Origin of the sequence: Anaeromyxobacter terrae (genome assembly GCF_022690685.1) — a bacterium.
Lineage (GTDB): Bacteria > Myxococcota > Myxococcia > Myxococcales > Anaeromyxobacteraceae > Anaeromyxobacter > Anaeromyxobacter terrae.
Genome location: NZ_JALCYY010000033.1, coordinates 35,066 through 60,043 on the forward strand (window position 1 = coordinate 35,066; position 24,978 = coordinate 60,043).

General features: G+C 74.4%; 26 protein-coding genes. 11 read left to right on the top strand and 15 right to left on the bottom strand.

Going from position 1 to position 24,978, the window contains the following annotated elements; all coding sequences use genetic code 11:
• Positions 1 to 289: 289 nt before the first annotated feature.
• The 3 genes from MNY62_RS15485 to MNY62_RS15495 form a co-directional block, all read right to left on the bottom strand.
• A complete protein-coding gene (locus MNY62_RS15485; protein WP_242345086.1) occupies positions 290 to 1,375 on the bottom strand; it encodes a WD40/YVTN/BNR-like repeat-containing protein in 1,086 nt (361 codons plus the stop codon).
• Positions 1,376 to 1,382: 7 nt separating this feature from the next.
• Entirely contained in the window at positions 1,383 to 1,652 is a 270-nt protein-coding gene (locus MNY62_RS15490) for a MoaD/ThiS family protein (RefSeq protein ID WP_242345087.1), read from the bottom strand.
• A gap of 188 nt (positions 1,653 to 1,840) precedes the next feature.
• Positions 1,841 to 2,803 (bottom strand): OmpA family protein, encoded by a 963-nt coding sequence (locus tag MNY62_RS15495; protein ID WP_242345088.1) that lies wholly within the window; start codon positions 2,801 to 2,803, stop codon positions 1,841 to 1,843.
• A gap of 126 nt (positions 2,804 to 2,929) precedes the next feature.
• Here MNY62_RS15495 and MNY62_RS15500 point away from each other — a divergent pair, with 126 nt between their 5' ends.
• The 6 genes from MNY62_RS15500 (at position 2,930) to MNY62_RS15525 (ending at position 8,394) form a co-directional block, all read left to right on the top strand.
• On the top strand, positions 2,930 to 3,550 hold the full coding sequence (locus tag MNY62_RS15500) for a lysophospholipid acyltransferase family protein (protein WP_242345089.1): 621 nt from the start codon (positions 2,930 to 2,932) through the stop codon (positions 3,548 to 3,550).
• Between the two features lie 159 nt (positions 3,551 to 3,709).
• Positions 3,710 to 4,468 (top strand): hypothetical protein, encoded by a 759-nt coding sequence (locus MNY62_RS15505; protein WP_242345090.1) that lies wholly within the window; start codon positions 3,710 to 3,712, stop codon positions 4,466 to 4,468.
• 164 nt (positions 4,469 to 4,632) lie between these two features.
• Positions 4,633 to 5,067 carry a bactofilin family protein gene (locus MNY62_RS15510; RefSeq protein WP_242345091.1) on the top strand — a complete coding sequence of 145 codons (435 nt, stop codon included), beginning with the start codon at positions 4,633 to 4,635 and terminating at the stop codon, positions 5,065 to 5,067.
• A 171-nt stretch (positions 5,068 to 5,238) separates the two neighbouring features.
• The gene (locus MNY62_RS15515) at positions 5,239 to 6,978 is read left to right on the top strand and encodes a hypothetical protein (protein WP_242345092.1); all 1,740 of its coding nucleotides are present in this window, start codon (positions 5,239 to 5,241) and stop codon (positions 6,976 to 6,978) included.
• A gap of 18 nt (positions 6,979 to 6,996) precedes the next feature.
• The gene (locus tag MNY62_RS15520) at positions 6,997 to 7,689 is read left to right on the top strand and encodes a hypothetical protein (RefSeq protein WP_242345093.1); all 693 of its coding nucleotides are present in this window, start codon (positions 6,997 to 6,999) and stop codon (positions 7,687 to 7,689) included.
• A 117-nt stretch (positions 7,690 to 7,806) separates the two neighbouring features.
• Positions 7,807 to 8,394 carry a hypothetical protein gene (locus tag MNY62_RS15525; protein WP_242345094.1) on the top strand — a complete coding sequence of 196 codons (588 nt, stop codon included), beginning with the start codon at positions 7,807 to 7,809 and terminating at the stop codon, positions 8,392 to 8,394.
• A 21-nt stretch (positions 8,395 to 8,415) separates the two neighbouring features.
• Here the strand turns inward: MNY62_RS15525 and MNY62_RS15530 are convergent, their stop codons facing one another.
• From MNY62_RS15530 to MNY62_RS15575, 10 genes are all read right to left on the bottom strand, one after another.
• Positions 8,416 to 10,074 carry a hypothetical protein gene (locus MNY62_RS15530; RefSeq protein ID WP_242345095.1) on the bottom strand — a complete coding sequence of 553 codons (1,659 nt, stop codon included), beginning with the start codon at positions 10,072 to 10,074 and terminating at the stop codon, positions 8,416 to 8,418.
• Between the two features lie 17 nt (positions 10,075 to 10,091).
• Positions 10,092 to 10,436 (bottom strand): hypothetical protein, encoded by a 345-nt coding sequence (locus MNY62_RS15535; RefSeq protein ID WP_242345096.1) that lies wholly within the window; start codon positions 10,434 to 10,436, stop codon positions 10,092 to 10,094.
• 126 nt (positions 10,437 to 10,562) lie between these two features.
• Positions 10,563 to 11,654, bottom strand: coding sequence for a chemotaxis-specific protein-glutamate methyltransferase CheB (gene cheB, locus MNY62_RS15540; RefSeq protein ID WP_242345097.1), 1,092 nt, complete (start codon positions 11,652 to 11,654; stop codon positions 10,563 to 10,565).
• Positions 11,651 to 14,104: a hybrid sensor histidine kinase/response regulator gene (locus tag MNY62_RS15545; RefSeq protein ID WP_242345098.1), complete on the bottom strand. Its 2,454-nt coding sequence runs from the start codon at positions 14,102 to 14,104 to the stop codon at positions 11,651 to 11,653. The genes cheB and MNY62_RS15545 overlap by 4 nt, the downstream gene beginning before the upstream one ends.
• 2 nt (positions 14,105 to 14,106) lie before the next feature.
• Complete coding sequence (locus tag MNY62_RS15550) at positions 14,107 to 14,607, bottom strand: chemotaxis protein CheW (RefSeq protein WP_242345099.1); 501 nt, start codon at positions 14,605 to 14,607, stop codon at positions 14,107 to 14,109.
• Between the two features lie 11 nt (positions 14,608 to 14,618).
• The gene (locus MNY62_RS15555; RefSeq protein WP_242345100.1) at positions 14,619 to 14,987 is read right to left on the bottom strand and encodes a response regulator; all 369 of its coding nucleotides are present in this window, start codon (positions 14,985 to 14,987) and stop codon (positions 14,619 to 14,621) included.
• Positions 14,984 to 16,177, bottom strand: a complete 1,194-nt coding sequence (locus MNY62_RS15560; protein ID WP_242345101.1) for a methyl-accepting chemotaxis protein — start codon at positions 16,175 to 16,177, stop codon at positions 14,984 to 14,986. Before MNY62_RS15560 ends, MNY62_RS15555 begins: the two co-directional genes overlap by 4 nt.
• Before the next feature lie 52 nt (positions 16,178 to 16,229).
• A complete protein-coding gene (locus MNY62_RS15565) occupies positions 16,230 to 16,760 on the bottom strand; it encodes a chemotaxis protein CheW (protein WP_242345102.1) in 531 nt (176 codons plus the stop codon).
• Positions 16,761 to 16,815: 55 nt separating this feature from the next.
• Positions 16,816 to 17,691 (bottom strand): phosphate/phosphite/phosphonate ABC transporter substrate-binding protein, encoded by an 876-nt coding sequence (locus MNY62_RS15570; protein WP_242345103.1) that lies wholly within the window; start codon positions 17,689 to 17,691, stop codon positions 16,816 to 16,818.
• Positions 17,692 to 17,706: 15 nt separating this feature from the next.
• Positions 17,707 to 19,317, bottom strand: a complete 1,611-nt coding sequence (locus MNY62_RS15575) for a methyl-accepting chemotaxis protein (RefSeq protein WP_242345104.1) — start codon at positions 19,315 to 19,317, stop codon at positions 17,707 to 17,709.
• Positions 19,318 to 19,759: 442 nt separating this feature from the next.
• On the opposite strand from MNY62_RS15575, the gene MNY62_RS15580 reads away from it, so the two are divergent.
• The gene (locus tag MNY62_RS15580) at positions 19,760 to 21,076 is read left to right on the top strand and encodes a hypothetical protein (protein WP_242345105.1); all 1,317 of its coding nucleotides are present in this window, start codon (positions 19,760 to 19,762) and stop codon (positions 21,074 to 21,076) included.
• A gap of 76 nt (positions 21,077 to 21,152) precedes the next feature.
• Here the strand turns inward: MNY62_RS15580 and MNY62_RS15585 are convergent, their stop codons facing one another.
• On the bottom strand, positions 21,153 to 21,707 hold the full coding sequence (locus MNY62_RS15585; RefSeq protein ID WP_242345106.1) for a YceI family protein: 555 nt from the start codon (positions 21,705 to 21,707) through the stop codon (positions 21,153 to 21,155).
• Between the two features lie 132 nt (positions 21,708 to 21,839).
• Here MNY62_RS15585 and MNY62_RS15590 point away from each other — a divergent pair, with 132 nt between their 5' ends.
• The 3 genes from MNY62_RS15590 to ypfJ all read left to right on the top strand — a co-directional run bounded on the left by MNY62_RS15590 (position 21,840) and on the right by ypfJ (position 24,188).
• Positions 21,840 to 22,532, top strand: coding sequence for a TetR/AcrR family transcriptional regulator (locus tag MNY62_RS15590; protein WP_242345107.1), 693 nt, complete (start codon positions 21,840 to 21,842; stop codon positions 22,530 to 22,532).
• On the top strand, positions 22,529 to 23,182 hold the full coding sequence (locus MNY62_RS15595) for a DUF6448 family protein (RefSeq protein WP_242345108.1): 654 nt from the start codon (positions 22,529 to 22,531) through the stop codon (positions 23,180 to 23,182). The genes MNY62_RS15590 and MNY62_RS15595 overlap by 4 nt, the downstream gene beginning before the upstream one ends.
• Positions 23,183 to 23,297: 115 nt before the next feature.
• Positions 23,298 to 24,188, top strand: a complete 891-nt coding sequence (gene ypfJ, locus MNY62_RS15600; protein WP_242345109.1) for a KPN_02809 family neutral zinc metallopeptidase — start codon at positions 23,298 to 23,300, stop codon at positions 24,186 to 24,188.
• A 35-nt stretch (positions 24,189 to 24,223) separates the two neighbouring features.
• Here the strand turns inward: ypfJ and MNY62_RS25755 are convergent, their stop codons facing one another.
• Positions 24,224 to 24,850: an InlB B-repeat-containing protein gene (locus tag MNY62_RS25755; protein ID WP_408629090.1), complete on the bottom strand. Its 627-nt coding sequence runs from the start codon at positions 24,848 to 24,850 to the stop codon at positions 24,224 to 24,226.
• Here MNY62_RS25755 and MNY62_RS15610 point away from each other — a divergent pair.
• On the top strand, positions 24,732 to 24,978 hold a 247-nt coding region (locus MNY62_RS15610), incomplete at its 3' end, for a hypothetical protein (protein ID WP_242345111.1). The genes MNY62_RS25755 and MNY62_RS15610 overlap by 119 nt on opposite strands.

A 24,978-nucleotide genomic window follows, 5' to 3' on the forward strand; every position in this document is an offset into this window, starting at 1 on the left:
ATCGCAAGCCCGGCGCCAGGACCCGCGCCCCGCCTCGCGCCGCGTCGAACGCGCGACTGGCGCGCGGTTCCGAAAGGCGCCTCAGCGCCCCGACGAGGGGAGTCGCGACGGGGCTGTTGCCTTGCTCAACGGCCCGGACCGTGGGCGTCGCGTGGAAAGGCCAGGCGTATCGAGGAGGTCCTCGCCCTCGGCGAGCGCCGTCGCGATCCTCGACGGCCGTCGAATTCATCCACACCCGCGCGGAGGGCGTGCTCACCTCTTCGAGCGGCTCCGGCGCGCAGGCCGGAGCTCAGCCGCCGAAGGCCACCTGGTAGATGGGCGGCAGCCGCGCGGGGAGGAGCTGCCAGCGATCCCCGCCGTCCTCCGAGATCCACAGGCCGCCGGTGGTCGAGCCCATCACCAGCCGCTCGCCGTCGTCGCTGACGTCGAGCCCGTGCCGGTACACGAGATCGTAGGCGTGCTCCTGGGGCAGGCCTTCGCGGAGGACCTCGAAGCTCTCGCCGCCGTCGCGGGTGCGCGCCACGACGAGCCTCCCGTCCACCGGCACGCGCCGCTCGTCCTTCACCGCGGGGACGAACCAGGCGGTGCGGGGGTCGGCGGGGTGGACGGCGACGGCGAAGCCGAACTTCGAGGGGCGGATGGCGGTGATCTCGGTCCACGTCCTCGCGCCGTCCGTGGAGCGGAAGACGCCGTTGTGGTGCTGCACGTAGAGGAACTCGGGCGCGGCAGCGCACTGCACCAGCCGGTGCGGATCCTGGACGTTCGGGTCCTCGCGGCGCTCGGGCGGCATGTACTCCGCGTACATGCCGCGCGAGCGGGACGCCCAGGTCTCGCCGCCGTCCTCGCTCGCCCAGGCGCCGCCGGAGGAGATGGCGCACAGGAGGCGCCGCGGGTCGCGCGGGTCGACCGAGATCGAGTGCAGCCCCGGCTCGTCGTAGCCACCGCCCGCCCAGTCCTTCCGCTCCGGCCGATCCCAGAGCGAGCGCACGAGCGTCCACGACTCGCCGCGGTCCGCCGAGCGGAACAGCGCGGCGGGGATCGTGCCCGCCCAGAGCGCCCCGGGCTCGCGCGGGCCGCCCGCGGCGAGCGCCCAGAGCTGGTGGACCGTGGGCGCCTCGCCGGCGCCCTCCGGCGCGGCGGGGAACGCCGGCGCGCGCACCTCGGCCCAGCTCCGGCCGCGGTCGTCGGAGCGGTGCAGCTTCACCCCGAAGTGGCCGAGCGCGAGCGCGGCGTAGAGGCTGCCGTCGCGGCGGTCGTCGAGCACCATCGAGACCGGATCCCCGAGGAACGAGACGCGCGCGACGGCCCAGCCGCGCGCGCCGCGCTCCAGGAGGAAGAGTCCCTTCCGCGTCGCCACGTGGATCGCGTCGTTCATTGGCGCCTCATCCTCCCGACAGGGCCTGCATGACGAAGACCGCGCTCGAGGGCCGCACCGGGTCCGTCAGCCGGATCCGATCCGCGACGAGCTCGCCGTCCACGAACACGACCACGTGCTTGCGCACCCGGCCCTGGTCGTCGAGCACGTACCCGCGCAGCCGCGGGTTCGCGCGGAACACCTCGTCGAGCGCCTCGCGCACCGTCGCGCCCGGCACGGTGGAGACGGGAGCGGCGAGGTGGCGCTCGAGCGTGGTCGTGAAGGTCACCACCGGCATGCGGCCCCTGCCTCCGTCGCGGGCACATGGCATTGCCGCTCGAACGGCCCGGCCGCAACCCACCGCTGGGGCGTCGGTCTCCGAGAAAAGGACGTTTGCCGCTCGAAGACGATACCGGCGCGGAGCTCGCGCTCAGCCCTTCGAGCCGCGTCGCCGGAAGCGTCCGCGCGACGGGTGCGTGCGCCCCGTCACCGCCTCGTCCGGCTCGCCGTCGTCCGCTTGTGAGCCGGCGCCGGCGCCGCCGTGACGTGCTTCGGCGCGGGCGTGGCGGCCGCCGCCTTCCTCGGCAGGGGCGCCGCTGCGGCAGTCGTCGCCGAGGCGATGGCCGCCTTGCGATCGGGATCGATCTCCGGCGTGAGCAGGATCTCGATGCGCCGGTTGCGCGCCCGCCCGCTCGCGGTCTTGTTCGCGGAGATCGGATCGAACTGCGAGTGCGCCGCGGCGACCAGCCGACGCCCGGGGACGCGGGCGCGCTCCTCGAGGAACCGCACGACCGTGATCGCGCGCGCGGCGGAGAGCTCCCAGTTCGTCTGGAAGCGATCCGCGAGGCGCGGCGAGATCGGCAGGTCGTCGGTGTGGCCCGACACCTGGATGCGCTTGTCGGCCATGCGAGCGAGCACCGCGCCGACGCGCGAGAGCACCTCCTCGCCCTGCGTGGAGATCGACGCCTCGCCGACGTCGAAGAGGATCTCGTCCACCATGTCGACCTTGATCCGCCCCTGGTCCTGCGAGAGGCGGATGTTCCCCTTCTCGATCTCCGCCTTCATCTTCTCCTGCAGCTCGTCGAACTCGCCGCGGAGCGCCGCGATCTGCTCGTCCTTCGCCTGCACGTCCTGCGAGAGCTCGGCCTTCGCGCTCGCGAGCTCCTGCTTCTCGACCTCCGTCTGCCCGAGCCGCTGGGCGAGATCCGCCCGCTGCGCGCGCACCTCGTCGAGCTCGGCGCGCACGCCCTGGAGGCTCTGCGCCGCGGTCGCCGCCTCGCCGCGCGCGAGCTGGAGCCGGTAGAGGAGCCAGCCCGCGACGGCCGTGCCGGCGAGGAGCGTGAGGACGAGCAGCACCCACGGGGCGCGGCTCGGGCGCTTCTCCTCGATGGGATCGAGCTCCACCCCGTCGCGGGTGTCCAGCAGCTCCGCCTCCTCGAACCTCGGCATGCAGCGCTCCCTTCGTCGGGAAACCCGGGATTCTTCCACCGACCGTCAGGAGGCGGGCAAGCGCCAGGGTGGCCGCGCCTACCACACCACTTGTGGGCGCGGTGGCCTCGTGTCACGCTCGGTTCGTTGCGACACCCACGACCCGCCCCTCCGCGCACCGACTCCCCGTCCTCCACCATCGCGATCCGCGTCGCGCGCGCGCTGCTCGCCGCCGCCGGCTGGCGCGCCGACATCCGCTGGCCGCCGGTCCCGCGGTGCGTGATCGTCGTGTACCCGCACACGTCCAACTGGGACTTCGTCGTCGGGTACCTCGCCCGGCTCGCCTCTGCGCTCCCGGTGACCTTCGTAGGGAAGCACACGCTGTTCCGCTGGCCGTTCGGCGGGCTGCTCCGGCGCATGGGCGGCATCCCCGTGAACCGGGCCGATCCGACCGGGATCATCGAGCTGCTCGAGGGCGAGCTCGCGCGACGCGAGCGGCTGTTCCTCGCCATCGCGCCCGAGGGCACCCGCTCGTACACCGATCACTGGAAGTCCGGGTTCTACCGGATCGCGCTCGCCACCGGCGTCCCCGTCGGCCTCGCCTTCATCGACTACCGCTCGCGCACCGTCGGCCTCACCGAGTACCTGACGCTCACCGGCGACGAGGAGGCGGACCTCGCGCGGATCCGCGCCTCCTATGCGGACAAGGTCGGCAAGCACCCCGAGCAGGCGGGCGAGATCCGCCTCCGCGCGACGCGCTCCCGCTGACGTAGCGCGAACGATCGGCGCGGCGCCTCCCCTCGGGCGGCCGGCCGTGCGCCGCCCGAGCGGCCTCACCGATGGGGACGCCGCCGGAGGGAGGTGCCACGCGCGCTCCCACCCGTTACTCGCGGTGCACGACCCGTGTCACCACGGAAGGAGCCGTTCATGATGAGCCCCGTTCGCTTCCTCGTGCTGCTCTCCCTGCTCGCCCCCATCGCCGTGCTCGGCCAGGGGACGGGCGCCCCTCCGACCCCGACCCGGCCCTCGCCCACCACTCCCGAGCCCAGCACTCCCGCGCCCGCGACCGCCGAGCCCAGCACTCCGGCGCCCACCACTCCCGAGCCCAGCACTCCCGCGCCCGCGACCGCCGAGCCCGGCACTCCGGCGCCCACCACCGCCGAGCCCGCGCCGTCCGCCGCGGCGAAGGACCAGGGTCCGATGGCCGGCTGGACGCCGCGGAAGGTCACGCCGGCGCAGGAGAAGCAGGGCCAGCAGCAGATCATGGCCCTGCTCAAGAAGATGGAGCAGGCGAGCCAGAAGGGCGAGCTCGACGCGGCCGTCGCGCTCGTCGACTTCCCGGTCCTCATGCTCACCGACACGAAGGCCGGCGAGGGCGTCGGAGGCCCGTGGAACGAGGAGCAGTGGAGGAAGATGATGGAGCCCGTCTACGGGAAGCCGATGAAGGGCCTGAAGATGACGCACTCCCCGAAGATCTTCCTCGTCACCGACGCGCTCGCGACGGTGGACGACAGCTGGACGATGACGATGGGCAAGAAGAAGACCACCGGCCGCAGCGCCCTGCTCCTCGTCCGGAAGGGCGGCGACTGGAAGGTGAAGGCGATGGTCGAGGGGGGCTGGGGCGACATGCCCGGGGTGGGCGAGGGGAAGAGGGCGCCGGCAGGGAGCGACACCGGCACGAAGTAGCGCACACCAGCGGGGGATGAGCGCGAGGGCGCACGGTCGCGGGTTCCGCGCCGCTGCGCCCCTCGTGTTTTCTCCGGGTGGGTCGATCGGGCGAGCGCGGGAATGCTCGTCCGCGTCCGGCTGTAAGTGGTGCGTCGCAGCACCAACCCCGAGGAGCCCACCTGATGTCCATGATCCCGCAGAACCCCGTCGCCACCGGCCCCAGCACGGCTCCCACCGGCTCGAGCGATCTGCTCCTCGGCGCGGGCGCCGAGTTCGAGGGGAAGCTGACGTTCCGGGGCACGGTCCGGATCGACGCGCTCTTCAAGGGATCGATCGTGACGAACGACGTGCTCGTCGTGGGCGAGCACGCGCGGATCGACGCCGAGATCACCTGCGGGACGGTCGTCGTCCTCGGTGAGGTGAACGGCGACATCCACGCGAAGACCGGCGTCGAGATCCACCGCGCCGCGCGCGTCCGGGGAAACGTCGAGACGCCCAGCATCGAGGTGCAGAAGGGCGCGCTCCTGCAGGGCTCGGTGAAGATGACGCCGGGCGGCTCGAGCGAGAAGCCGGCCCCCGCGAAGCCCACGGCGTCCGCCTCTCCGGTGAAGCAGTAGCGCAAGCCGGCGCGTGCACCCACGGTGTACGCGCCGCACCGCTGCCGCCCGCGAGCGGCCGAGCCGGGCCGCAAGCGTCCGCTGACGCCCTCCCACGCCTTCCCACATTGACCGCTCCCGCTCCGTCACGTACGGAGGGGCGTTCACGATGTGAGAAGGGGAGACGTCGGCATGCGCGAGCTCGCGACCCACCTGCAGGCCCCCGGCACGGACGCGCTGCCGGTCGATCCCGCATCGCTGTACCCGGAGCCCGACGGCTTCCTCGGCCGGCGCGCCAAGGCGCAGCGGGCGAAGCTCGTCGCCGGGATCGAGGGGGTCCTCCGCACGGCGCTCGCGCCGGGCGAGACCATCCGCTACGTGGCGCGCGGCTGCCGCTTCTTCCTGTTCGAGTACGCGCTCGGCGGAGCCCCGGCGCACGTCCACAACCTGACGGCGCTCGTGCTCACCGACCGGCGCCTGCTCCTCGTCCAGCTCGACTGGCGCGGACGGGCCGGCGACATCAAGAACCAGGTCCCGCTCACCGCCATCCGCGGCGCGGGCCGCTCCCTGTCGGGCTGGCGCATCCGCCTCGCCGACGGCTCGAGCCTCAAGTTCGTGTCGATCCGGGCGGCTGACCGCAAGCGGCTCGAGGCGCTCCTCCCGACCGCGGACGGCCCCAAGGCCGCGGGGCCGTCGCTCCAGCACCTTTGCCCCGCCTGCCTCGGCGTCACCCCCGGCCCGGTCGGCGCGACGGCGACCTGCCCGTCGCCCACCTGCCGGATCCCGTTCCGCGATCCCGAGAAGGCGGCGCGGCTCTCGACCTGGGTGCCCGGCCTCGGTGACCTCTACCTGCGCCACCACCTCTTCGGCGCGCTCGAGTTCCTCGGCTCGATGGCGATGCTCGGCCTGGGCCTCGCGCTCCTCGCCGACGCGCTCGCGAACCCCGAGGCCGAGCGCCTGGGCGTCGCGGCGGCCGTGCTCGTCCTGCTCATCGTCGTCCCGCGCGCCATCGATCGCCGCCTCACGCGTCACATGGGCAGGAAGGGGCTCGTCCCGCTCGCGCTCGCGCCGGCGCCCGGTGCCCAGGCGCGAAACCTCCCCTCCTTCCCGCGCTGGAGCCCGCTCCTCTTCGCCGCCGGGATCGCGATCGCCGGCGGGCTGCTCGCGCTCACCGCCGGGGACCTCCGCCACGACGGCGCGGTCCGCGAGGCGAGCCGCCTCGCGGCGCAGGGCCGCTTCGACGACGCGCTCGCCCGCTGGAACGCGCTCGAGGCCGCGGGCGGCGTCGACGAGGCGCGCCGGATGCAGTTCGTGCTCGCGCTCATGGACGCGGGCGACCTCGCCGACGCGGACCAGCTGCGCGGCGAGCTGGACGGCACCCCCGTGGACGCCGGGCTGGTCGCGCGCCTCGAGGCCGCCGTCGCGCGCGAGCAGGCGGCGATCACCGACTACAACGAGGGCATCGGGGCGCTCGTGAAGGGCGACGAGGCCACCGCGTGGCCGAGGCTCGATCGCGCCTTCGAGTACCTGCGCGGCGTGAAGCGCCCGCACCTCGCCGTGAACCGCGCCGAGCTGCACGCGCACCTCGCGACCCAGCTCCTCGCGGAGCCGCTCGCGGACGGCGACGTCGCGGCCGCGCCCCGCTGGCTCGACGGCGCCGCTGGGGCCCCCGCCGCGGAGCTCGCGATCGTGAAGGCCGCCTACCACTCCGCGAGGGGCGAGGCGGACGCCGCCCGCGCCGCGCTCGCGAGCGCGGACGTCCAGGGGCTCTCGCTCGACTTCCAGCTCCTCGCGCTCGAGGCGCGGGCGCGGCTCGCGACGAGCGACGCGGCGCGCGCCGAGGTCCGCGCGGCGGCAAAGGCGCTCCCCCGCGACCAGCTCTCCGAGGAGGAGGCGCCGCGGCTGGACGCGCTCCTCGGCGAGGCGGAGTAGGGCGGAGGCTACGCTCACGTGAAGGCCCAGCGGCTCTTCCGCACGATCTGGCGCATCAACGGCGCCCTCCTGCTCCTCGCGTTCGTGACGATCGCCGTCGGCGCGGCCGCCGGCCTCGTGTCCACGCTGCTCGAGGCCGGGAAGCCCGCCGCGCGCGAGGAGACGGTCACCGAGGTGGACGGGGAGGAGCTCGCCCTCGGCGACGCCCAGGAGCTCGAGGGGACGCCGCACGTCCTCCTCCCGCTCGTGGCCCATCATGGCTCGGGGGCGTACTCGAGCGGCGAGCGCTCGACCACGCGCAACCTGCTCTTCTTCGACGGCGCCGCCGGCCGGGCGCGCTGGCTCAGGCCCGACCACCGCGCCGCCATCACCACGTACCTGCCCCTGCACGACGGCGGAGGTGCGCAGGGGCGCAGCGAAGAGAGCGCCCCTGCCCGTCCGGTCCGCTGGCTCCGCTACGAGCTCGCGGACGCCGATACGGACGGCGACGGCCAGATCACCGAGGAGGACGCCCTCCGCGTGGCCGTGTCCGGCGCCGCCGGTGACGACCTCACCGTCGTCCTCCCGGACGCGGAGGTCATCCACGGCTACTCCATGCCGCGCAACGGCACGCTGCTCGTCTTCTTCCGGCGCGGCGGCGCGGAGCTGGTCGGCGAGATCGACCTCGCGGCCCGCGAGCTCCGCAGGACGACGCCGCTGCCGAAGTCCTGAACCTCCCGCGGGCGAGGTGCGTGGCGCGCCCACCTCGCAGGTCCACCCGGAGTCGAGCCACGGGCGCGCCCGTCACGGACCGTGATAAGATCCACGGCCTCTCCGGAGAGGTCCCCCATGCGCAAGACGCTCCTCCTCGCCGTGCTCTCGCTCCCGCTCCTCGCCTTCGACTGCGGCGGCGGCGACTCGCAGCCGGCGCCCGGCGGGTTCGGCTGCAGCCTCGAGGTCCGCGGCGCCGTCTCAGAGGACCTCTGGTGCATCGTGACCGCCTACGACTACTCGGCGATGCCGACGATGCCGACGAACGAGTGGGTGTTCCTGCTCGTCGCCTACCGGGGGCAGCCGGTGGCGGGCGGCGCGCTGCCGGATCCAGCGGCGCAGGTCGGCTTCTTCCTCACGGGCCGGCCGGCGCTGAGCCAGCCGTACGGGTGGTCCACGACCGCGAGCACGGTGGACAGCGGCAGCGCCACGCGCGGCACGGGCTCGGTCCAGGCTGGCACCTACGCGGAGACGCACGAGGCGCTCGCCCCGCTCGACCCGCTCGACCCGAGCTCCGGCACGGGCGCCCTCGCCACCCGCTTCACCGCCATCCCGGCGGCGGCCGCCACCGGCGCGCAGCTCCTCGGCGTGCACGGCACGCTCGAGGGCACGCTCCCCGCGCTCGACGCCGGCGGCGCGCCGGTCACGATCCGCGCGACGTTCTGACCCGCCGGGCGGGCTCAGCCGCTACAGCATGGGCGCAGCGAGCGGATCTTCCTCTGCTGCCTGCACGCCCGGGTCGGCGGGGTACGCGTCCCAGCCCTCGAGCGAGTAGCCGGCGGGGATCGCCTCGCCGAGGCAGAGGATCTCCCGCGGCGGCGTGCCGATGCCGTCGCCGTCCGCATCCGGGTACAGCACCGTCCACCGCCAGAGCGCCGTGTCGGAGTCGTCGCAGTCGTTCCCCGCCACCTTCGCCCGGTAGGGGTCGGGGAGCGCGGCGCCCGCGCAGAGGCTGCCCGCGATCCGGGTGGTGAAGCCGTCGCCGTCCTCGTCCAGCCCGGCGTAGGCGAGCATCTGCCAGCGCGTCTCGTCCGCCGCCGCGCAGTCCGTCCCCGTGGCGACCCAGTCGGCCGGGAGGGTGCCCGCGGTGCAGTACAGCACGCCCTGTCCCGCGCCGAACCCGTCCTTGTCCTCGTCGACGTAGCCCCAGAGCGCGGTGTGAACGGACGGGTCCGCGTCGTCGCAGTCGAGGGGCGCCGAGGCGGTGGTCGCGTAGCCGGGCGGCAGCGCCGTGCCGTAGCAGACCGTCCCTCTCGCGGACACGAAGTGGTCGTCGCGATCGGCATCGCGATACGTGTACGCGTACTCGCGCCAGGCGTCGGGATCGTCGGGTGCGCAGTCGCCGCCGGTCGCGAGGTATCCCGGGGGCAGCCGTCCGTCCGTGCAGAGCGTGACGAGGCTGCCTCCGCCGACGAGGTCCTCATCCGCGTCCGCGTACCCGTACATGCTGAGGTACTTGCTCACGTCCGCGTCGTCGCAGTCGCGGTCTCCGCGCCAGCCGGGCACGCTCGAGAACGGCGACGGAAGCCCCCATCCGCCGCAGAGGTTGCCGCTCTCGGGAGCCGTGTAACCGTCGTAGTCGCGATCCACGTATGCGTACGAGAGCCACTGCCAGCGCTGAGCGTCGCCGTCGTCGCAATCGCCGCTCTCCGTCGCCCAGCCGCCCGGAAGCGCGTAGCCGCCGGCGCAGACCGTCCCGGCCTCACCGCCGTGGCCGTCGCGGTCCCCGTCCACGTACGCCCCCGTCCAGGCGAACACCGCGGCGTTTTCGTCGTCGCAGTCCTGTCCTGCCGGGTCCATCGCGTAGCCGGGCGGGAGCGCGTTGCCGCTGCAGACGACGCCCACGCCGTACGTCGTGACGCCGTCACGGTCGGCGTCGCGGTAGAGGTACCCGAGCTCCGCCCAGCGCGCGGGATCGTCGGGCGCGCAGTCGGTCGCCGCGTCGGCCCAGCCCGCGGGGAGCGCGTCGCCGCGGCAGACCGGAGTGAGCGCGCCGCCCGCCCGGCCGTCACCGTCCACGTCGGGGTACGCCTCGCTCATCCGCCAGCGGCCGGGGTCCGAGTCGTCGCAGTCGCTCCCGTCCGCCGACCAGCCCGGCGGCAGCGCGTCGCCGGCGCACGCCACGCCCTCCGTCGCCGCGCCTCGCCCGTCGCGATCTGCGTCGGGATGAGCGGTGACCTGCTTCCAGACGCCGGGGTTCGAGTCGTCGCAGTCCTGCGCCCGGACGACGCCATCCCGATCGCCGTCGAGGGTCGCGGGATCAGGACCACCGCCCTCTCCGTCGTCGCCCCCGCAATGGATGGAGGCGGCCGCGAGCGCGGCGAGGATCCAGTGCGCGGCGCGCATGGCGGTTGCCCGGGCGGTTACGGCGTGGCCCGCGCGAGCTTGCACGCCGGGTACGAGTACGTGGAACCGGGGACGAGCTCGAAGCGGAACTGACCGGGCCGCGTCATCGCGAGGAGCGCCAGGCGCTGGCAGGTCGCCACGTCGTCTCGGTAGTACGCGGACACGGAGGTGTTGAAGCTGACCGCGATGGTCCGGGCATCGCTCTCGCCGTCGAGGACACCGGTCACCGTGAAGAGGTTCCCCTTGTGCTCCACCGCGTCCACGGCCACGAAGACGTAGCGTGTGGGCGCGGTCTGGGCTTGCGCAGCCACCGCGAAGACGAGCGCGGCAGCGAGCGCGCCCGCGAGGAGTAGCCGCTTCATGTGAGCCTCCGGCGCCGTCCCTCCGGACCGCGCGCACCTCGGGTGTGGGCGCGATACTTCGCGATTCCACACCTCGAGTCAATGACTGGCGGTACGACTGCGACACCCGGGCGCGGACGGGCCGGATCAGACGGGGGCGGCGCGGCGTACCTCGCGCCCGGCGAGCCTCAGGATTTCCTCCGGGATCTCGTCGAGATCGAGCTCGCGGGCCGCCGCCCCGGACTCGAGCGCGGCCTTCGGCATGCCGTAGACCACGCAGGAGGCGGCACTCTGCGCGGCGGTGTAGCCGCCCGCGGCCTTGAGCAGCGCGAGGCCGTCGGTGCCGTCCCGCCCCATCCCCGACAGGACGATCCCGGCGCCGCGCGGCCCGAGCTCGCGCGCAAGCGACGCGAACAGGTGCGTGCAGGAGGGCCGGAAGCCGTGCAGGGGCGGATCGTCGGAGAGCCGCACGGTCCGGCCGCGGACGCCGAGGTGCCGCCCGTCGGCGGCGAGGTGGACCGTGCCCGGCGCGAGCGGCGCGCCGTCCACCGCGAGCCGCACGGCGAGGGGGGTGAGCGAGTCGAGCCAGCGCGCGAGCTCCGCCTCGAAGCCCGCCGCGATGTGCTGGACCACGAGCAGCGGGATGGGGAGCTCGCGCGGGAGCCGCGCCAGGATGCGGGCGAGCGCCGCCGGACCGCCGGTGGAGGCCGCCAGGGCGAGCACCTCCGGCGCCGCGCCGGCGTGCGGCACGGCGAGTCGCGATCGCTCCGGCGGCGGGCGGCGCGGCTCCTCGCGGCGCGGCGCGGGAGCCGGCCGCGACGAGCGCCCGCGGCCGACGAGCAGGAGCCCCGCGACCGCGCGGACGGCCTGGCGGATCGCCTCGGCCTGCCGCTCGAAGCGCGCCGTCCCGGGGTCGCGCGGCTTCGCCAGCACCTCGATCGCGCCGAGCTGCAGCGCGCGGAAGGAGGCCTGCTGCGCCTCCCCGCCCGCCTCGCCGCTCACCACCACCACCGGCGTCGGCGCGACGCGCATGATCTCCTCGAGCGCCGCGAGGCCGTCGACGCCCGGCATGCGCACGTCCATCGTGACGACGTCCGGCCGGAGCGCCCGCACGAGCGAGACCGCCTCGCGCCCGTCGCCCGCCTCGCCCACCACCTCGACGCCGGGGGCGGAGGAGAGGATCTCCCGGAGCACCGCGCGGAAGGCGCGTGCGTCGTCGACGAGGACGCAGCGGATCATGCAGGGAGGAGCTGCCGCACGAGGTCGAGCAGCTTCCCGCGCTGAACGTCGCCCTTCACGAGGTAGCCGTCGGCGCCCGCCTCGAGCCCGGCCGCGCGGTCCTCGGCGGCGTCGAGCGACGTCACCAGGATGACCGGGACGTGGGAGAGCTTCGGGTCCGCCTTGAGGCGCCGCGTGAGGCCCAGGCCGTCGAGGCGCGGCATCTGCACGTCGCTCACGACGAGGTCGCAGCCCGCCTCCTGCGCGAGCGCGAGCGCCTCCTCACCGTCTGCGGCGGGCAGCACGAGGAACCCGGCGATCTCGAGGAGCGCCTTCACCGCGGAGCGGGTGCCGAGGGAGTCGTCGGCGACGACGATGCGGGCGCGGGACGGGTCCTTCGCCTCCGCGGGGAGCCGCGCCACGTCGAGGAGGTTCGCCGGCTGGAGGACCGCCACCACCCGCCCGTCGTCCAGCACGGCCGCGCCCGCGACGTGCGGCGCCGAGGACATCCGCCGCCCGAGCGCGCTCACGACGATGGCCTGCTCCCCGAGCACCTCGTCCACCGCGAACGCGGCCCGCCTCCCGGCCGAGGAGACGAGCAGCGCGACGGTCGTCCCGGTCTCGCTCCGCGCCGGCGCCTGGCCGCTCGCCCCGACGACCCGCGAGAGCGGCGCGAACGGCACCTGGTCGCCCTCCACCGACACCGTCACCTGCCCCGCCACGGTCCCGAGGTCGGCCTCGCCGACGAGGAGGACGCGCTCGATGGCGTCGGCGGGCAGGAGCGCCACGCCCCCGCCCGCGCGGACGAGGAGCCCGGTGGTCCCGGCGATGGTGAGCGGCACGTCGAGGACGAAGGACGCGCCGCGGCCGCGCTCGCTCGCGACGTCCACGCGCCCGCCGAGCCGCCGCACCGCCTCGGCGACGACGTCGAGCCCGACGCCCCGACCCGACAGCGCGGTGATCTCCTGCGCGGTGGAGAGACCGGCCCGGAAGGCGAGCCGGGTCGCCTCGGCCTCGCCGAGCCGAGCGGCCTCCGCGGCGGTCACGATCCCGCGCTGCACCGCCGCGGCGCGCAGGCGCTCCGGCGAGAGGCCCGCGCCGTCGTCGCGGACGGTGAAGAGGACACGGTCGCCCCGCGACTCGACGCGGACCGCGAGGAGCGCCTCCGCGGGCTTGCCCGCCGCGCGGCGGTCCTCCGGCGCCTCGATGCCGTGGTCCAGGGCGTTGCGCACGAGGTGCAGGAGCGGCCCCTTCAGCTCGTCGAGCACCCGCCGGTCGAGGCGCACCTCACCGCCGGCGAGCTGCAGCGAGACCTTCTTGCCGAGCTGCGCGGCCACCTCCCTCACCGCAGGCCGCAGCGCCTGCAGCGCGGCGTCGGCGGGGACCATCCGAAGCCCCTGGAGCGTGTCGCGCAGCGACTGGGCGAAGATCCGCTCGCGCTCCGCCTCCCGCCGGAGCTCGCGCGCGGTGCGGCCGAGGTCGGCGCCGCGCGCGCGGATGCGCTCGAGCCCCTCCTCGAGGGCGCGCGGGCGGGCGTCGTCCGCGATCCCCGCCTCGTCGAGCCCCCGCTGCACGAGCAGGAGCGCCTCGCGCAGCGCCTGGGCCGTCCGCTCGAGGTCGCGGCCGCGGCGCTCGCGGCGGGACACGCCGACCACGAGCTGGTCCACGTCCGCGGCGGCCGTGTCGAGGCGGGTCGCGTCCACCCGGACGCTGCGCTCCTCGTCCTTGCTCGCACGCGCCGCCGGCGCGCGCTCCCGAGGGGCTGGCTGGCGCGGTGCCGTGGCCGGCTCGGGCGGCGCCTCCACCGCCGCGCGCAGCTCCACCACCTCCGCGGCGGCCCGCGCGAGGAGCCTCGGGAGGTCGTCGCCGCCGCCTTCCAGCTCGGCCACCGTCGCCTCCACGCGGGCGGCCAGCTCGGCAGCGTGCCCGTGCAGCGACGTCGCGAGGCGGCTCGCCCCCGCGCGCGCGCGCGCCGCGTGCGCGGAGCGCTCGTCGCCGTCCGAGGTGCAGACCGCGCCGAGCTCGGCCGCGAGCACCTCCACGTCGGCCGAGGGGCCCGTCGCCATGGTGCGAGCGCGCGGGTCCTTCGCCGTCGTCCCGCGCGGCAGGACGGCCCCCAGCCCCGCGAGCACCTCGTCCACGTCGGCGATCCGCCCCGGCGTGGAGGCCGCGAGCGACTCCTCGACGGCGCGGGCGGCCCGCAGCACGGCCTCGACCGCGCCCGCGGGGAGGCCCTGACCGCCGTCCGCCAGCACGAGCACGTCCTCCACCGCGTGCGCCGCCAGCTCGATGTCGCGCAGCCCGAGGCTCGCGGCGGTGCCCTTCAGCGTGTGGGCGATGCGGCGGAGCGGCACGACCGCGCCCGGCGACGAGGCGTCCTCGAGCTCCATGATCCCGGCGGCGAGCGCCTGGACCTGCTCGCGGGTCTCGGCCTCGAAGACCGGCCACACGCGTTCGAGGAGGTCGGCCACGATCAGCTCCTGTCGCGCTCCGCGACGCCGAGCCGCGAGGGATCGAGGACAGCCCGCCGATCGGGCGTCACCCACGCGAAGGGGCCGGTCTCCGGCGGTCGCAGGTCGGCCACCGGGATCTCGATGCGCCGGCCCACGCGCTCGACGGCGAGGCCGAAGAGGTCGCCCTCGTCGTCGAGCACGACGACCCGCTGCAGATCGGAGAGCCCGCCGCCCTCGAGGCCGAGCACGTGCCGGAGATCGAGGACCGGCACCGGGCGCGTGCGCGCCACGATGGCCCCGATCACCCCGCGCGGCGCTCCGAGCAGTGGGTGGACGCGGCGGGAGTCGAGGACCTGGTGGATCCGGGTCACCTCCACGGCGTACCGGTCCCCGGCGACCTCGAACGGCAGGATCACGCGGACGTCGGCGCTCTCCTCCTCCCGCGCCTGGGCGAGCTCGCGGGCGCGCTCGCGCAGGATCGCGTCGGAGCGGTCGGCCTCCGCCGCGGGACGCGCGGTCACCTCGGACCCGCTCACCGGATCACCGCCGTGACCTTGCGGACGGCGTCCCGGAGCTGGAGGGGCGAGACCGGCTTCGTGAGGAAAGCGCTCGCGCCGACCAGCACCCCGCGCTGCCGGGACGCCTCGTCCCCGAGCATCGTGAGGAGCAGCACCGGGATGTGCCGGAGCGCGCGATCGCTGCGCATGGCGGCGCACAGCTCGAACCCGTCCATCACCGGCATGTTCACGTCGGAGATCACGACGTCCGGGCGAAGCGCGCGCACCTTCGCGAGCCCCTCCGCGCCGTCGCACGCCTCGCTGAACTCCCAGCCCTGGGCGATGAGGTAGATCTGGACGAGCGAGCGGAGCGTGTGGGTGTCATCGACGATGAGCACCTTCATGCGCGCTCCCCCGTCCGGTAGCGCGCGGTCGCCTCGCCGAGCCTGCCGGCGAGGGCGGAGAGGCTCGCGGTCGCGCGCTCCACGGCCTCCGTGCCCGCCCCCGCCTCCTCGGAGGCGGAGGACAGGTCCGAGATCGCCGCGACGATCTGCTCGACCCCGATGCCCTGCTGCCGCGTGTTGTTGGCGATCTGCCGGGCGGAGAGCGACGAGTCGCGGATGGCGCGGGTGAGCCCCGAGATCGCCTTCGCGGCCTCCGCCGCGAGCTCCATCGCGCCGTGCGCGCGGCGCGTCCCCTCCTCGGCGACCTGCATCGCGGCCTGCGTCCCCTTCTCGATCTCCGCGAGGATGCCGCGCACGTCGCCGGCGGCGGAGGTGGACTGCTCGGCCAGGTTCCCCATCTCGACGGCGACCACGGAGAAGCCGCGCCCGCGATCGCCTGCCTTCACCGCCTCGATCGAGGCGTTCAGCGCGAGCAGGCTCGTCTGCTCGGCCAGATCCTTCAGGCCGGCGACGATCTCGCCGATGTGGCGCGAGCGCCGCGCCTGATCCGCGATGGCGCGCGAGAGGGTCTGGACCTGTCCCGCGAGGCTCCGGATCGTCTCGACGGTGCGCTCGAGCACCTGCTGGCCCTCGGCGGAGAGGTCCTCGGAGCGCTGCGCGACCTCGACCACCTCCTCGGCGTGGAGGGCGGCCGCCCGCGCGGTCTGCGCGATCTCCGCGGCGGTGGTGCTCGTCTCGGCGACCACGGCCGACTGCCGCGCGGCGAGGGCCGACTGCCGCGAGACGCCGCCCGCGAGCGCGCTCGAGTCCTCGCCGAGCTGGGCCGAGGCCTTCGTGAGCTCGTCCAGGGTCGCGCGCAGCGCGAGGCGCAGGGCGTCGAGATCGCGTCCGGTGCGCATCACCTCCGCGGCGCCCTCGGGCTCGATCGAGCGCGTGAGGTCCCCCCGCGCCGCCGCCCGGGCTGCCACGGCGAGGCGCTCCGCCGGCCGCGCGAGGTACGTCGCGAGGGCGAGCACCGCCGCGGCGGCCACCCCCGCCGCGGCGAGGCCGGTGCCGCTCGGGAGCCGCGTCGCGGCGGCGCCCGCGGCGAGCGCCGACCAGCCGACGAGGAGGATCCCCCAGCGCAGCGGGAGCGCCAGGCGTCCGCGCCGCCGTCGGGGGCGCTCGGTCGGGCTCTCGGTCCGGTTCACTCGAAGACCTCCACCCAGGGGGACGCGACTCCGGCGTCCGGCAACGAGGGATTCACGACCGCTCCAGCGCGTCCCGCTCCACGATCTCGGGGGCGAGGACGGGGACGGCCTCGTCCTCCACCCGGCAGGCGCCGAGGACGAGGCGCGACGCCTCCCCCGCTCCCGCGGCGCCGTCGGCGAGGAGCGGATCCTCGACGAGGCCGTGGACCTCCTCCACGACGAGCGCCACCGTCGGCGCGCCGTCGAGGATCACCATCATCGCGTCGAGCGACTGCGCGGGCGCGCCGCCGAGCCGCACGCCGAGGTCGACGGCGAGCGCGGGCCGTCCGCGCCAGACGAAGCTCCCGAGCAGCCACGGCGCCGCGCCGGGGACCTTGTCGAAGGCCACGCGGCGCGCGAGCTCGGCGGCCCGGGCGGCGGGCAGGAGCACCCGGCCACCGGCCACGCCGGCGACCAGGTACAGGCCCGGGAGGTGCTCCCCCGGCCCGAGCGCCACGAGCCCCGCGCGAACGCGCTGATACTCCCGCTCGATCGCGCGGAGCTCCTCCACGAGCGCGCGGCGCTCTGCTCCGGTCACCCTCATGCCCGCCCCTGGCGTGCGACTCGTGGTGCTCACGCTTCGGGCCCGGGCGTGCCGCTCACTTGCCGTTCGCGAGGGTCTTCGTCACGCGGACGAGGTCGTCGCGGGCATGGCGGACGTCGTCCCAGTCCGCGGGCTTCGCGGCCTCGAAGCCCTGCTTCATGTTGAGCGTCTCGAGGATGCCCTTGTTGGCGGGATCCTTCGCGAACGCCACGAGGGCCTTCTGGACCTTGGCGACCACGTCGGCCGGGACGTCCTTGCGCGCGGCGAACGGGAGCGGCGAGTACGCCTTCGTGGTGTAGAGGATGCGGAGCTGGGCGCGATCCTCCTTGGGGAGGAGCTCGAAGGTGCGCGTGAGCCCCCCGGAGGCGACCGCCTTGCCCTGCAGCACGGCCTGGTAGCCCGCCTCGTGCGAGCCGGCGACCACGACCTTCACGTCCTTCTGGAGATCGAGCCCGCCCTCCTTCTGGATCGCGAAGAGCGGGAGGACCGCGGCGCCGAACGAGCCCGCGCTCGGGATCGCGACGGTCGAGCCCTTGAGGTCCGCGAGGCGGGAGAGCTTGCTGTCCTTGGCGACGACGAGCACGCCCACGGTCTTCGCGCCGACCTCGCGCGCGAAGGCGGTGTACTGGTCGTCCTGCTGAACGTAGGCGAGGGTGTTGTGGTAGTAGAACGGGTACGCGGCCGCCTTCGCGCGCGCCCCGAACTCGGAGATGTTCGGCGCGGTGACGAAGCGGAGCTTCACCCCCGACATCTCGCTCAGCTTGTCCAGGAACGGCACCCACTGCTCCGCGACCTTCGCCGTCGCCACCTGGGGCAGGACGCCGAAGTCGTAGACGGGCTGCTCCGCGCGGGCGGGACCGGCCGCCGCGGTGAGGGCGCCGGCGAGCAGCGCCGCGATCCCGGCCTTCAGTGCTCTCTTCTTGCGAACCATGGGTACCTCCTCCGTTCAGCTGCGGTAGCGCTCCGCGAGGCGCGTGAGCCGGCTGGAGACGGCCTTGAGCCGCTCCGCCGCGCGCCTCGTCTCTTCACTTCCGGCCACGTTGCCCTCGGCGGCCTGCGCGAGCTGCGCCAGGGCTCCCACGATCTCGTTCACGCCGCTCGCCTGCTGGCGCGAGCTCTCCGCGATCTGGCGCGCCGCGGTCGCCGACTCGCGGCAGACGTTCGCGAGGTTGCCGATGGTCGCGCCCGCCCGCCGCGCCAGCGCCGCGGTGGAGCGCGCCTTCTCGCTGCCCTGCTGGGTGGCGGCCGCGGCGGCCTCGCTGCTCTCGGCGATCTCGCCGAGGAGCTTCGGGACCTCTCCGGCGGTGGCGCTCGACTGCTCCGCCAGCGCGCGCATCTCGCGCGCGATCACCGAGAAGCTCGCGCCGCTCTCCGCCGAGCGCGCCGCCTGGATCGCCGCGTTGAGGGCGAGCACGTTCGAGCGGAGGGCGAGGTCCTTGACCTTCCCGATGATGTCGCCGATCTCGCCCACGCGCGTCGAGAGCGCGCCGAGGCGCGTGGCGATGGCGGAGACCTGCTGCTCGACGTGGGTCGTGCTGCCGACCGCCTCCTCCACGATGCCCTCGCCGGCGCGCGACGACTCCTCGGCCGTCTGCGTCACGGTGATCACGCGATCCGCCTGCTCGATGGCCGCGCTCGAGGTCTGCGCGATCTCCTGGGTCGAGGCGTTCATCTCGGCGACCGCGGCGGACTGCTGCGCGGCCATGGCGGCCTGCCGCGTCGCCGCGCCCAGCATGGTGTCGGACTCCTGCGCGAGCGTCGCCGCGGCCTCCTTGAGCTCGCCGAGCATCGACTGCAGCTCCGCGACCATGTGCGCGAAGCTGCGCCCGAGATCCGCGACCTCGTCGCTCCCGGAGCGCCGCACGTCCTGGCGCAGATTCCCCTGGGCGATCCCGAGGGCCGCCTGCGAGAGCTCCATGAGGGGCTTCGTGGTGAAGCGCGCGATGGGGAACATCGCGAGGAGACAGGCGATGAAGACGACGGACGCGAGCGTCAGCGCGCGGCGGCTCGCGTCGGCGATCTGGCTCCTCAGGTCTGCGTAGGGGAAGCCGATCTCCACCGAGCCGAGCACCTTCACGCCGGCGTCTCCGGCTGCCCCGGCGCCGAGCGCCTCCTCGAGCCCGAGGGGATCGAGGTACTGCGCGTCGGACTTGGCCTTGAAGGTCACGAGCGCGACCACGTGCAGCACCTGCCGGCCGCCCACGGTCACCTCGCGCTCGAGGAGCCGGCTCCCGAGATCCAGGTCGGCGAGCTTCGTCGCCTCCGGGCGGGCGACGCCGAAGTCGTCCTTCACTGCCTCGGCCAGCGACCGGCCGCGCTCGTCGCGCACGATCACGTAGGCCGCGCCGGGCACGTCGCCCAGCGTCGCCGCCGTGAGCGCCTCGAGCCCGGCCGTGTCCTGCGCGAAGAGCAGCGTCGCCGAGGTGTTCGCCACCGTGAGGGCCGCAAGGCGGCCGCGGCTCGTGAGCTCCCGCTCGAGCAGCTTCTCCACCTCGCGCCCGAAGGAGATCGCCAGGATGATCGCCACGATCGCAGTGGACGCCCCGGCGATCGCCACGATCTTGAGGCTCAGGCCGAACCGAGACCTCCGGGCCGCCTCGAGCACTCGGGGGGACGCATCGCGCCCGGACGTGCTCGCCGCTGTCTGCATGTGCGCCACCTCTGATGAACGCCGCTCGTGCTCACGGAGCCCCCCGGTCCGTCTCGCCGGTGCGGAGCATTTTCCAGCGAGTGAACGAACCCTAATCGCGTGACAGCCCCTGCGTCAAATCCCCCGCGCCCCTTTCCGGCTCCACCCCAGACGCTCCGTGTGCGCGCCGCCGTCTCACTGTCGGTCGCTTTCCGACACCCGCGCCCAAACACCCGCCGTTTGCGCAAAAAGCAATTTGTCCCACGAATCCCCCAATCGACTGAGTCCACACTTCGCAGTACGCTCCGCAAATCATCTCTCGGTGTGAATCATCACCGAACGCCTCACCATACGAACCGAAGGGGATCTCATGAAGACTCGCAACCCTCTGCGCTCGGCGGGCACCGCGCTCCTCGCCGGCGTCCTCGCGCTCGCGGCGACGCCCGCGCTCGCGACGGACATCTACTTCCGCAGCTTCAGCACCGCCGCCGCGATGGGGCCGCCGGCCGACGACTACGGCGTGAAGCTTGCGAGCATCACGGACCTCACGCTCGGCCCGGCCGGCCGGGTCAACTTCGTGAAGCTGCCCGGCATCCCCGCCGTCCCCTCGCAGTTCAAGGGCGACATCGTCGCCGCCGTCGGAGCGGGCGCGATCGGCGGCGGGTTCGACGCCGCGTACAACTCGGGCAGCGAGCTCAACAAGACCTGGGGCTTCCTCTTCAACTCGGGCGTGCCGTTCGGCCCCGGCTTCGACGAGTACCTGGGCTTCCTCTTCGGCAAGTCCGTCGACGACGGGCAGCGCTCCGGCCTCGAGCTGCTCCAGTCCATCCTCGACGCCAACAACCGGAACGTCGTCGTCCTCCCGATCGTCGGCAACGCCGAGCAGCTCTCCGGCTACTTCTACGAGCCCATCGGGGACGCCGGCAGCACGAAGGGCATCGGCCTCGCCGGCCTGTGCCAGCGGAACTGGACGCTCCGCTACCTCCCGCCCGGCGAGTACACCCTCAACCGCGCCTGCGACGACCTCGTGGCTCGCGGCGTCATCCCCGCGAAGAACCTCAAGTTCATCGCGCCGATCCCCGGCGGCGGCTCGCTCGTCGACGCGGTGAAGAACGGCTACCTGCAGGGCTTCGAGTTCGCCACCCCGCTCGACGACGTCTCGCAGCTCTTCAACACCGCCGACAACCCGGGCACGGTGGGCATCCGCTACGTCCACTTCCCGGGCTGGCAGCAGCAGTTCCTCATCACCTGGATGATCGTCAACAAGCAGGTGTGGAACTCGCTGAGCCTCGCGCAGCAGACCCTCGCGTACAGCGTGGCCCGTGACCACGTGCTCTCGTCGTACGGCGAGAACATGCGCCAGCAGGGCGCGGCGCTGAAGTACATCCTCGACGTCAACCGCTACGACGCGGACCCCAACAACGACATGGTGCTCGTGAAGTGGCCGAAGGCGGACCAGGAGCTGATGATCCAGTCCACGATCGCGATGCTCAACGATCGCGCCAATGACCCGGCGCTGCCGTCGGGGGACCGGACCGACTACAAGACGGTCCTGGAGGCGCTCCGCAAGTACGTCGCCACGACCGACATCTACTGGGACGACCGGAAGGTCGAGTCGAAGATCCGCTTCGACGGCTGGACGAACTCCTCCGGCGAGGCCTGGCAGGGCAAGAACGCCGCGAAGTAGCGGTCGCAGCCATTGGTGGCAGTCCGGCGGCCGTTCCCTCGCGGGAGCGGCCGCCGTCGTCTTCGCGGCCGGGGCGTCACAGCCCTTCGGCAGGGAGCGAGAGGCGCACGAGGACGTCGGCCTTCACGCGAAGCGTCCCGAGCATCGCGGTGTAGGGCTTCACCCCGAACGACGGCTGGTGGAGCGGCACCTCCGCGACGAGCCGCTCGCCGTCGCGGCGCACCGGCACCTCGATCGGCCGGGTCACCCCGGCGAGCGTGAGCGTGCCGCGGACCTCGTAGCCCCCCTCGCGGCGGGACACGCCCGTCGAGGTGAAGCGGATCTCCGGGAAGCGCCGCGCGCGCAGGACGGTGGCGGCGATCGTCTCCTCGATCTCGCGCGCGTCGGACCCGCGGAGCGCTCCCGCGAGCGGGCGGCCGTCGCGCATCGCCCCGACCACGCGCAGCGACGCCGGATCGAAGCGGGCGGTGACCGAAGGGACGGCCGGGTCGACGACCAGGTCGAAGGCGGTGACGTCCAGCAGGAGGTCGTGCGCGAGGGCGGAGAGCGCCCCCTCGCGGAAGGTGAGGACCTCGCAGCGGGCCGCGCCGGGTCCGAAGGTCCTCGCCGAGCTCGCCGCCGTCTCCGCCATGGCCGGCAGGATGCGACTGCGTCTCCGCGGCGGCAAGGAGGACGGGCCGCGGCGGACCCGCAGCACGGCACGGATGGGGCTCCCGGGGCGCTCCGGGTTGCAGGTTAGTTGGTACTTACTTACAAGCCGGGCATGGCCCAGCTCCCGGAACCGACCCGCGAACGGAAGCCCACCGAGGACCGCCGGCGCGAGATCGCCGACGCCGCGCTGCGCGTGATCGCCGACCAGGGGGTCGGCCGCTTCACCGCCCTCGCGATCGCGCGCGAGGTGGGCGTCACCGACGCGGCGCTGTTCCGGCACTTCCCGACGAAGGAGGCCATCGTCCTCGCCGCCATCGATCGCGTCGGCGAGCTCCTGTTCGAGGCGTTCCCGCCGCAGGACGCGGATCCGATCGAAAGGCTCGGCAGGTTCTTCCGCCAGCGCGTGGCCGTGATCCGCGGCCGCCCCGGCATCGCGCGGCTGTTCGCGTCGGAGGAGCTCGCGCACGCGGCGCCGGCCGCGGGCGCGGCGCGGCTCGCGGAGTTTCGCGGCCGGTCCACCGGCTTCGTCCGCGCCTGCATCGCCGAGGCGACGCAGCGCGGCGCCCTCGCCCCGGGCCTCGGCGTGGAGGAGGCCTCGCTCGTGGTGCTGGGCGCGCTCCTCGCCCTGGCCCACTCGCGCGCCGTCCCACCGGGCGACGTCGCCGATCTCCCCGAGCGCGTCTGGAGCACGCTCGAGACGTTCCTCCGCGGAGCGGGTCCCCGCCCGCGGAGCGCGGCCCGCCGTCCGCCGCCTCTCATGCGACGGCGCTCAACCCCGAAGTCCAAGCGAGGTGACCTCCCATGAAGATGAAGCTGCTGCTGCTGCCGCTCGCCCTGTCCGCCCTCCTCTCCCCCGCCCTCGCGCGCGCGCACTGCGACACGCTCGACGGGCCGGTGGTCGTCGCCGCCCGGTCCGCCCTCGAGTCGGGCCAGCTGAACACCGTGCTCGCCTGGGTCCCGGCCTCAGGCGAGGCCGAGATCCGGGAGGCCTTCGCCAAGGCCCGCGCGGCCCGCAAGTCCGGCAAGGAGGCCCGCGAGGTGGCCGACCGCTGGTTCTTCGAGACCCTGGTCCGCGTTCACCGCGCCAGCGAGGGCGCGCCGTACACCGGCCTCAAGCCCGCGGGCGAGGTCGAGCCCGCCGTGGCGGTGGTCGACCAGGCGATCGCCAAGGGCGATCCCAGGGCCATCGACGCATTCCTCCGGGACGCCGTGCACGGTGGGCTCGAGGCCCGCTGGCGCAAGCTCGCGGCCGAGAAGCCGCCGGCGAACGACGTCGCCGCCGGCCGGCGCTGGGTGGCCGCCTACGTCCCGTTCGTCCACTGGGTCGAAGGGGTGAACAAGGCGGCGGCGGGCCCCGACGCGCACGGGCACGCCGGAGCGGCCGAGGCCGCCGGCGCTGCCGAGCACGCGCAGCGCGAGCCGGCGCGCGGCGCCGGCCCCCAACACGTCCACTAGGGCCGCGCGCACCTTCCCCGGGTGCGAACGAAGACACCAGGCGGCCTCCCCGAGCTCCGAGGGAGGCCGCCCCGGCCGCGCTCCGTCATAAGCTTCTCTCCGACGGGAGGGACGCATGCGGCTCGGCAACGGGGATCGCTCGAACGTGGAGGACCGGCGTGGGCTCGGTGGAGCGGGCTTGCGCCTGGGGCTCGGCGGCACGCTCGTCGTGGCCGCCCTGAGCCTCATCTTCGGACGGGACTTCCTCTCGATGGTGGGCGGCGGCGGCGAGGCGCCCGCGTCGCCCGAGCAGGTCGAGCTGCGCAAGGCGGGCGAGGCCCCGCTCGAGGACGTGGCGGTCGCGTCGTTCAACGACGCGCAGGAGGTCTGGGGCCGCGAGCTCGGCCAGCGCTACCGGCCGTCCAGGCTCGTGCTCTTCTGGGACGGGACGCGCTCCGGCTGCGGCGACGCCTCGTCGGCGATGGGGCCCTTCTATTGCCCGCTCGACGAGAAGGTCTACATCGACCTCGGGTTCTACCGCGAGCTCGCGCGCCGCTTCGGGGCACCGGGGGAGTTCGCTCAGGCCTACGTCATCGCCCACGAGGTCGGTCACCACGTGCAGCACGTCCTCGGGATCGCGCCGCGCGTGCGCGAGGCGCAGGAGCGCGACCCCTCGAGACGGAACGCGCTCTCCGTCCGGATGGAGCTCCAGGCCGACTGCCTCGCCGGCGCGTGGGCCAGGTCGGTGGGCGACCGGGGACGGCTCGATCCCGGGGACGTCGAGGCCGGCCTCCGCGCGGCGGCGGCGGTCGGCGACGACCGGATCCAGCGGACGACGACCGGGAGCGTGCGCCCGGAGCGCTTCACCCACGGCACGGCCGAGCAGCGCGCGCGCTGGTTCCGGCGCGGCTACGACACGGCGTCGCTCGACGCGTGCGACACGTTCGGCGGCGGTGCGGTCTCCGCGGAGGGCGAAGCCGGGCGCGCGCCGGGCGCGCGTGGCGCGCGGGCCGCCCCGGAGCCGTAGCGCGACCCGAAGGCGGAGAAGTCCCGTCTCGCCGCTCAGCTCGCCGGCTGGAACGTCGCGGTCACCGTCCTGGCGCTCGTGACCGCCACCGAGCAGACCGGGCCGGAGACGCTGGTGCAGCCGGACCAGGAGGTGAAGACCGAGCCCGCCTCCGGCACGGCCGTGAACGTCACCACCTGCGCAGGGATCGTGTTCGCGACGCTCACCGTGCACACGCCGCTCACGCAGGTGAGCCCGTCACCCGCGACGCTGCCCTTCCCCATGCCCGTGGTCCGCGTCGTCACCGTGTACGTCGCCGGCTGGAACGTCGCCGTCACCGTCCTGGCGCTCGTGACCGCCACCGAGCAGACCGGGCCGGAGACGCTCGTGCAGCCGGACCACGACGTGAAGACCGAGCCCGTCTCCGGCATCGCCGTGAACGTCACCACCTGGGCGGGGCTCGTGTTCGCCACGCTCACGGTGCACACGCCGCTCACGCAGTTGAGCCCGTCGCCCGCGACGCTGCCCTTCCCGATCCCCGTGGTCCGCGTCGTCACCGTGTAGGTGGCCGGCTGGAACGTCGCGGTGACGGTCTTCGCGCTCGTGACCGCCACCGAGCAGACCGGGCCGGAGACGCTGGTGCAGCCGGACCACGACGTGAAGACCGAGCCCGTCTCCGGCACGGCCGTGAACGTCACCACCTGGGCCGGGTTCGTGTTCGCCACGCTCACCGTGCACACGCCGCTCACGCAGGTGAGCCCGTCGCCCGCGACGCTGCCCTTCCCGATCCCCGTGGTCCGCGTCGTCACCG

Coding starts and splice junctions, on each gene's coding strand:
- MNY62_RS15485 (WP_242345086.1), bottom strand. CDS start 1,375: ATGAACGACGCGATCCACGTGGCGACGCGGAAGGGACTCTTCCTCCTG.
- MNY62_RS15490 (WP_242345087.1), bottom strand. CDS start 1,652: ATGCCGGTGGTGACCTTCACGACCACGCTCGAGCGCCACCTCGCCGCT.
- MNY62_RS15495 (WP_242345088.1), bottom strand. CDS start 2,803: ATGCCGAGGTTCGAGGAGGCGGAGCTGCTGGACACCCGCGACGGGGTG.
- MNY62_RS15505 (WP_242345090.1), top strand. CDS start 3,710: ATGATGAGCCCCGTTCGCTTCCTCGTGCTGCTCTCCCTGCTCGCCCCC.
- MNY62_RS15510 (WP_242345091.1), top strand. CDS start 4,633: ATGTCCATGATCCCGCAGAACCCCGTCGCCACCGGCCCCAGCACGGCT.
- MNY62_RS15515 (WP_242345092.1), top strand. CDS start 5,239: ATGCGCGAGCTCGCGACCCACCTGCAGGCCCCCGGCACGGACGCGCTG.
- MNY62_RS15525 (WP_242345094.1), top strand. CDS start 7,807: ATGCGCAAGACGCTCCTCCTCGCCGTGCTCTCGCTCCCGCTCCTCGCC.
- MNY62_RS15530 (WP_242345095.1), bottom strand. CDS start 10,074: ATGCGCGCCGCGCACTGGATCCTCGCCGCGCTCGCGGCCGCCTCCATC.
- MNY62_RS15535 (WP_242345096.1), bottom strand. CDS start 10,436: ATGAAGCGGCTACTCCTCGCGGGCGCGCTCGCTGCCGCGCTCGTCTTC.
- cheB (WP_242345097.1), bottom strand. CDS start 11,654: ATGATCCGCTGCGTCCTCGTCGACGACGCACGCGCCTTCCGCGCGGTG.
- MNY62_RS15555 (WP_242345100.1), bottom strand. CDS start 14,987: ATGAAGGTGCTCATCGTCGATGACACCCACACGCTCCGCTCGCTCGTC.
- MNY62_RS15565 (WP_242345102.1), bottom strand. CDS start 16,760: ATGAGGGTGACCGGAGCAGAGCGCCGCGCGCTCGTGGAGGAGCTCCGC.
- MNY62_RS15570 (WP_242345103.1), bottom strand. CDS start 17,691: ATGGTTCGCAAGAAGAGAGCACTGAAGGCCGGGATCGCGGCGCTGCTC.
- MNY62_RS15580 (WP_242345105.1), top strand. CDS start 19,760: ATGAAGACTCGCAACCCTCTGCGCTCGGCGGGCACCGCGCTCCTCGCC.
- MNY62_RS15585 (WP_242345106.1), bottom strand. CDS start 21,707: ATGGCGGAGACGGCGGCGAGCTCGGCGAGGACCTTCGGACCCGGCGCG.
- MNY62_RS15590 (WP_242345107.1), top strand. CDS start 21,840: ATGGCCCAGCTCCCGGAACCGACCCGCGAACGGAAGCCCACCGAGGAC.
- MNY62_RS15595 (WP_242345108.1), top strand. CDS start 22,529: ATGAAGATGAAGCTGCTGCTGCTGCCGCTCGCCCTGTCCGCCCTCCTC.
- ypfJ (WP_242345109.1), top strand. CDS start 23,298: ATGCGGCTCGGCAACGGGGATCGCTCGAACGTGGAGGACCGGCGTGGG.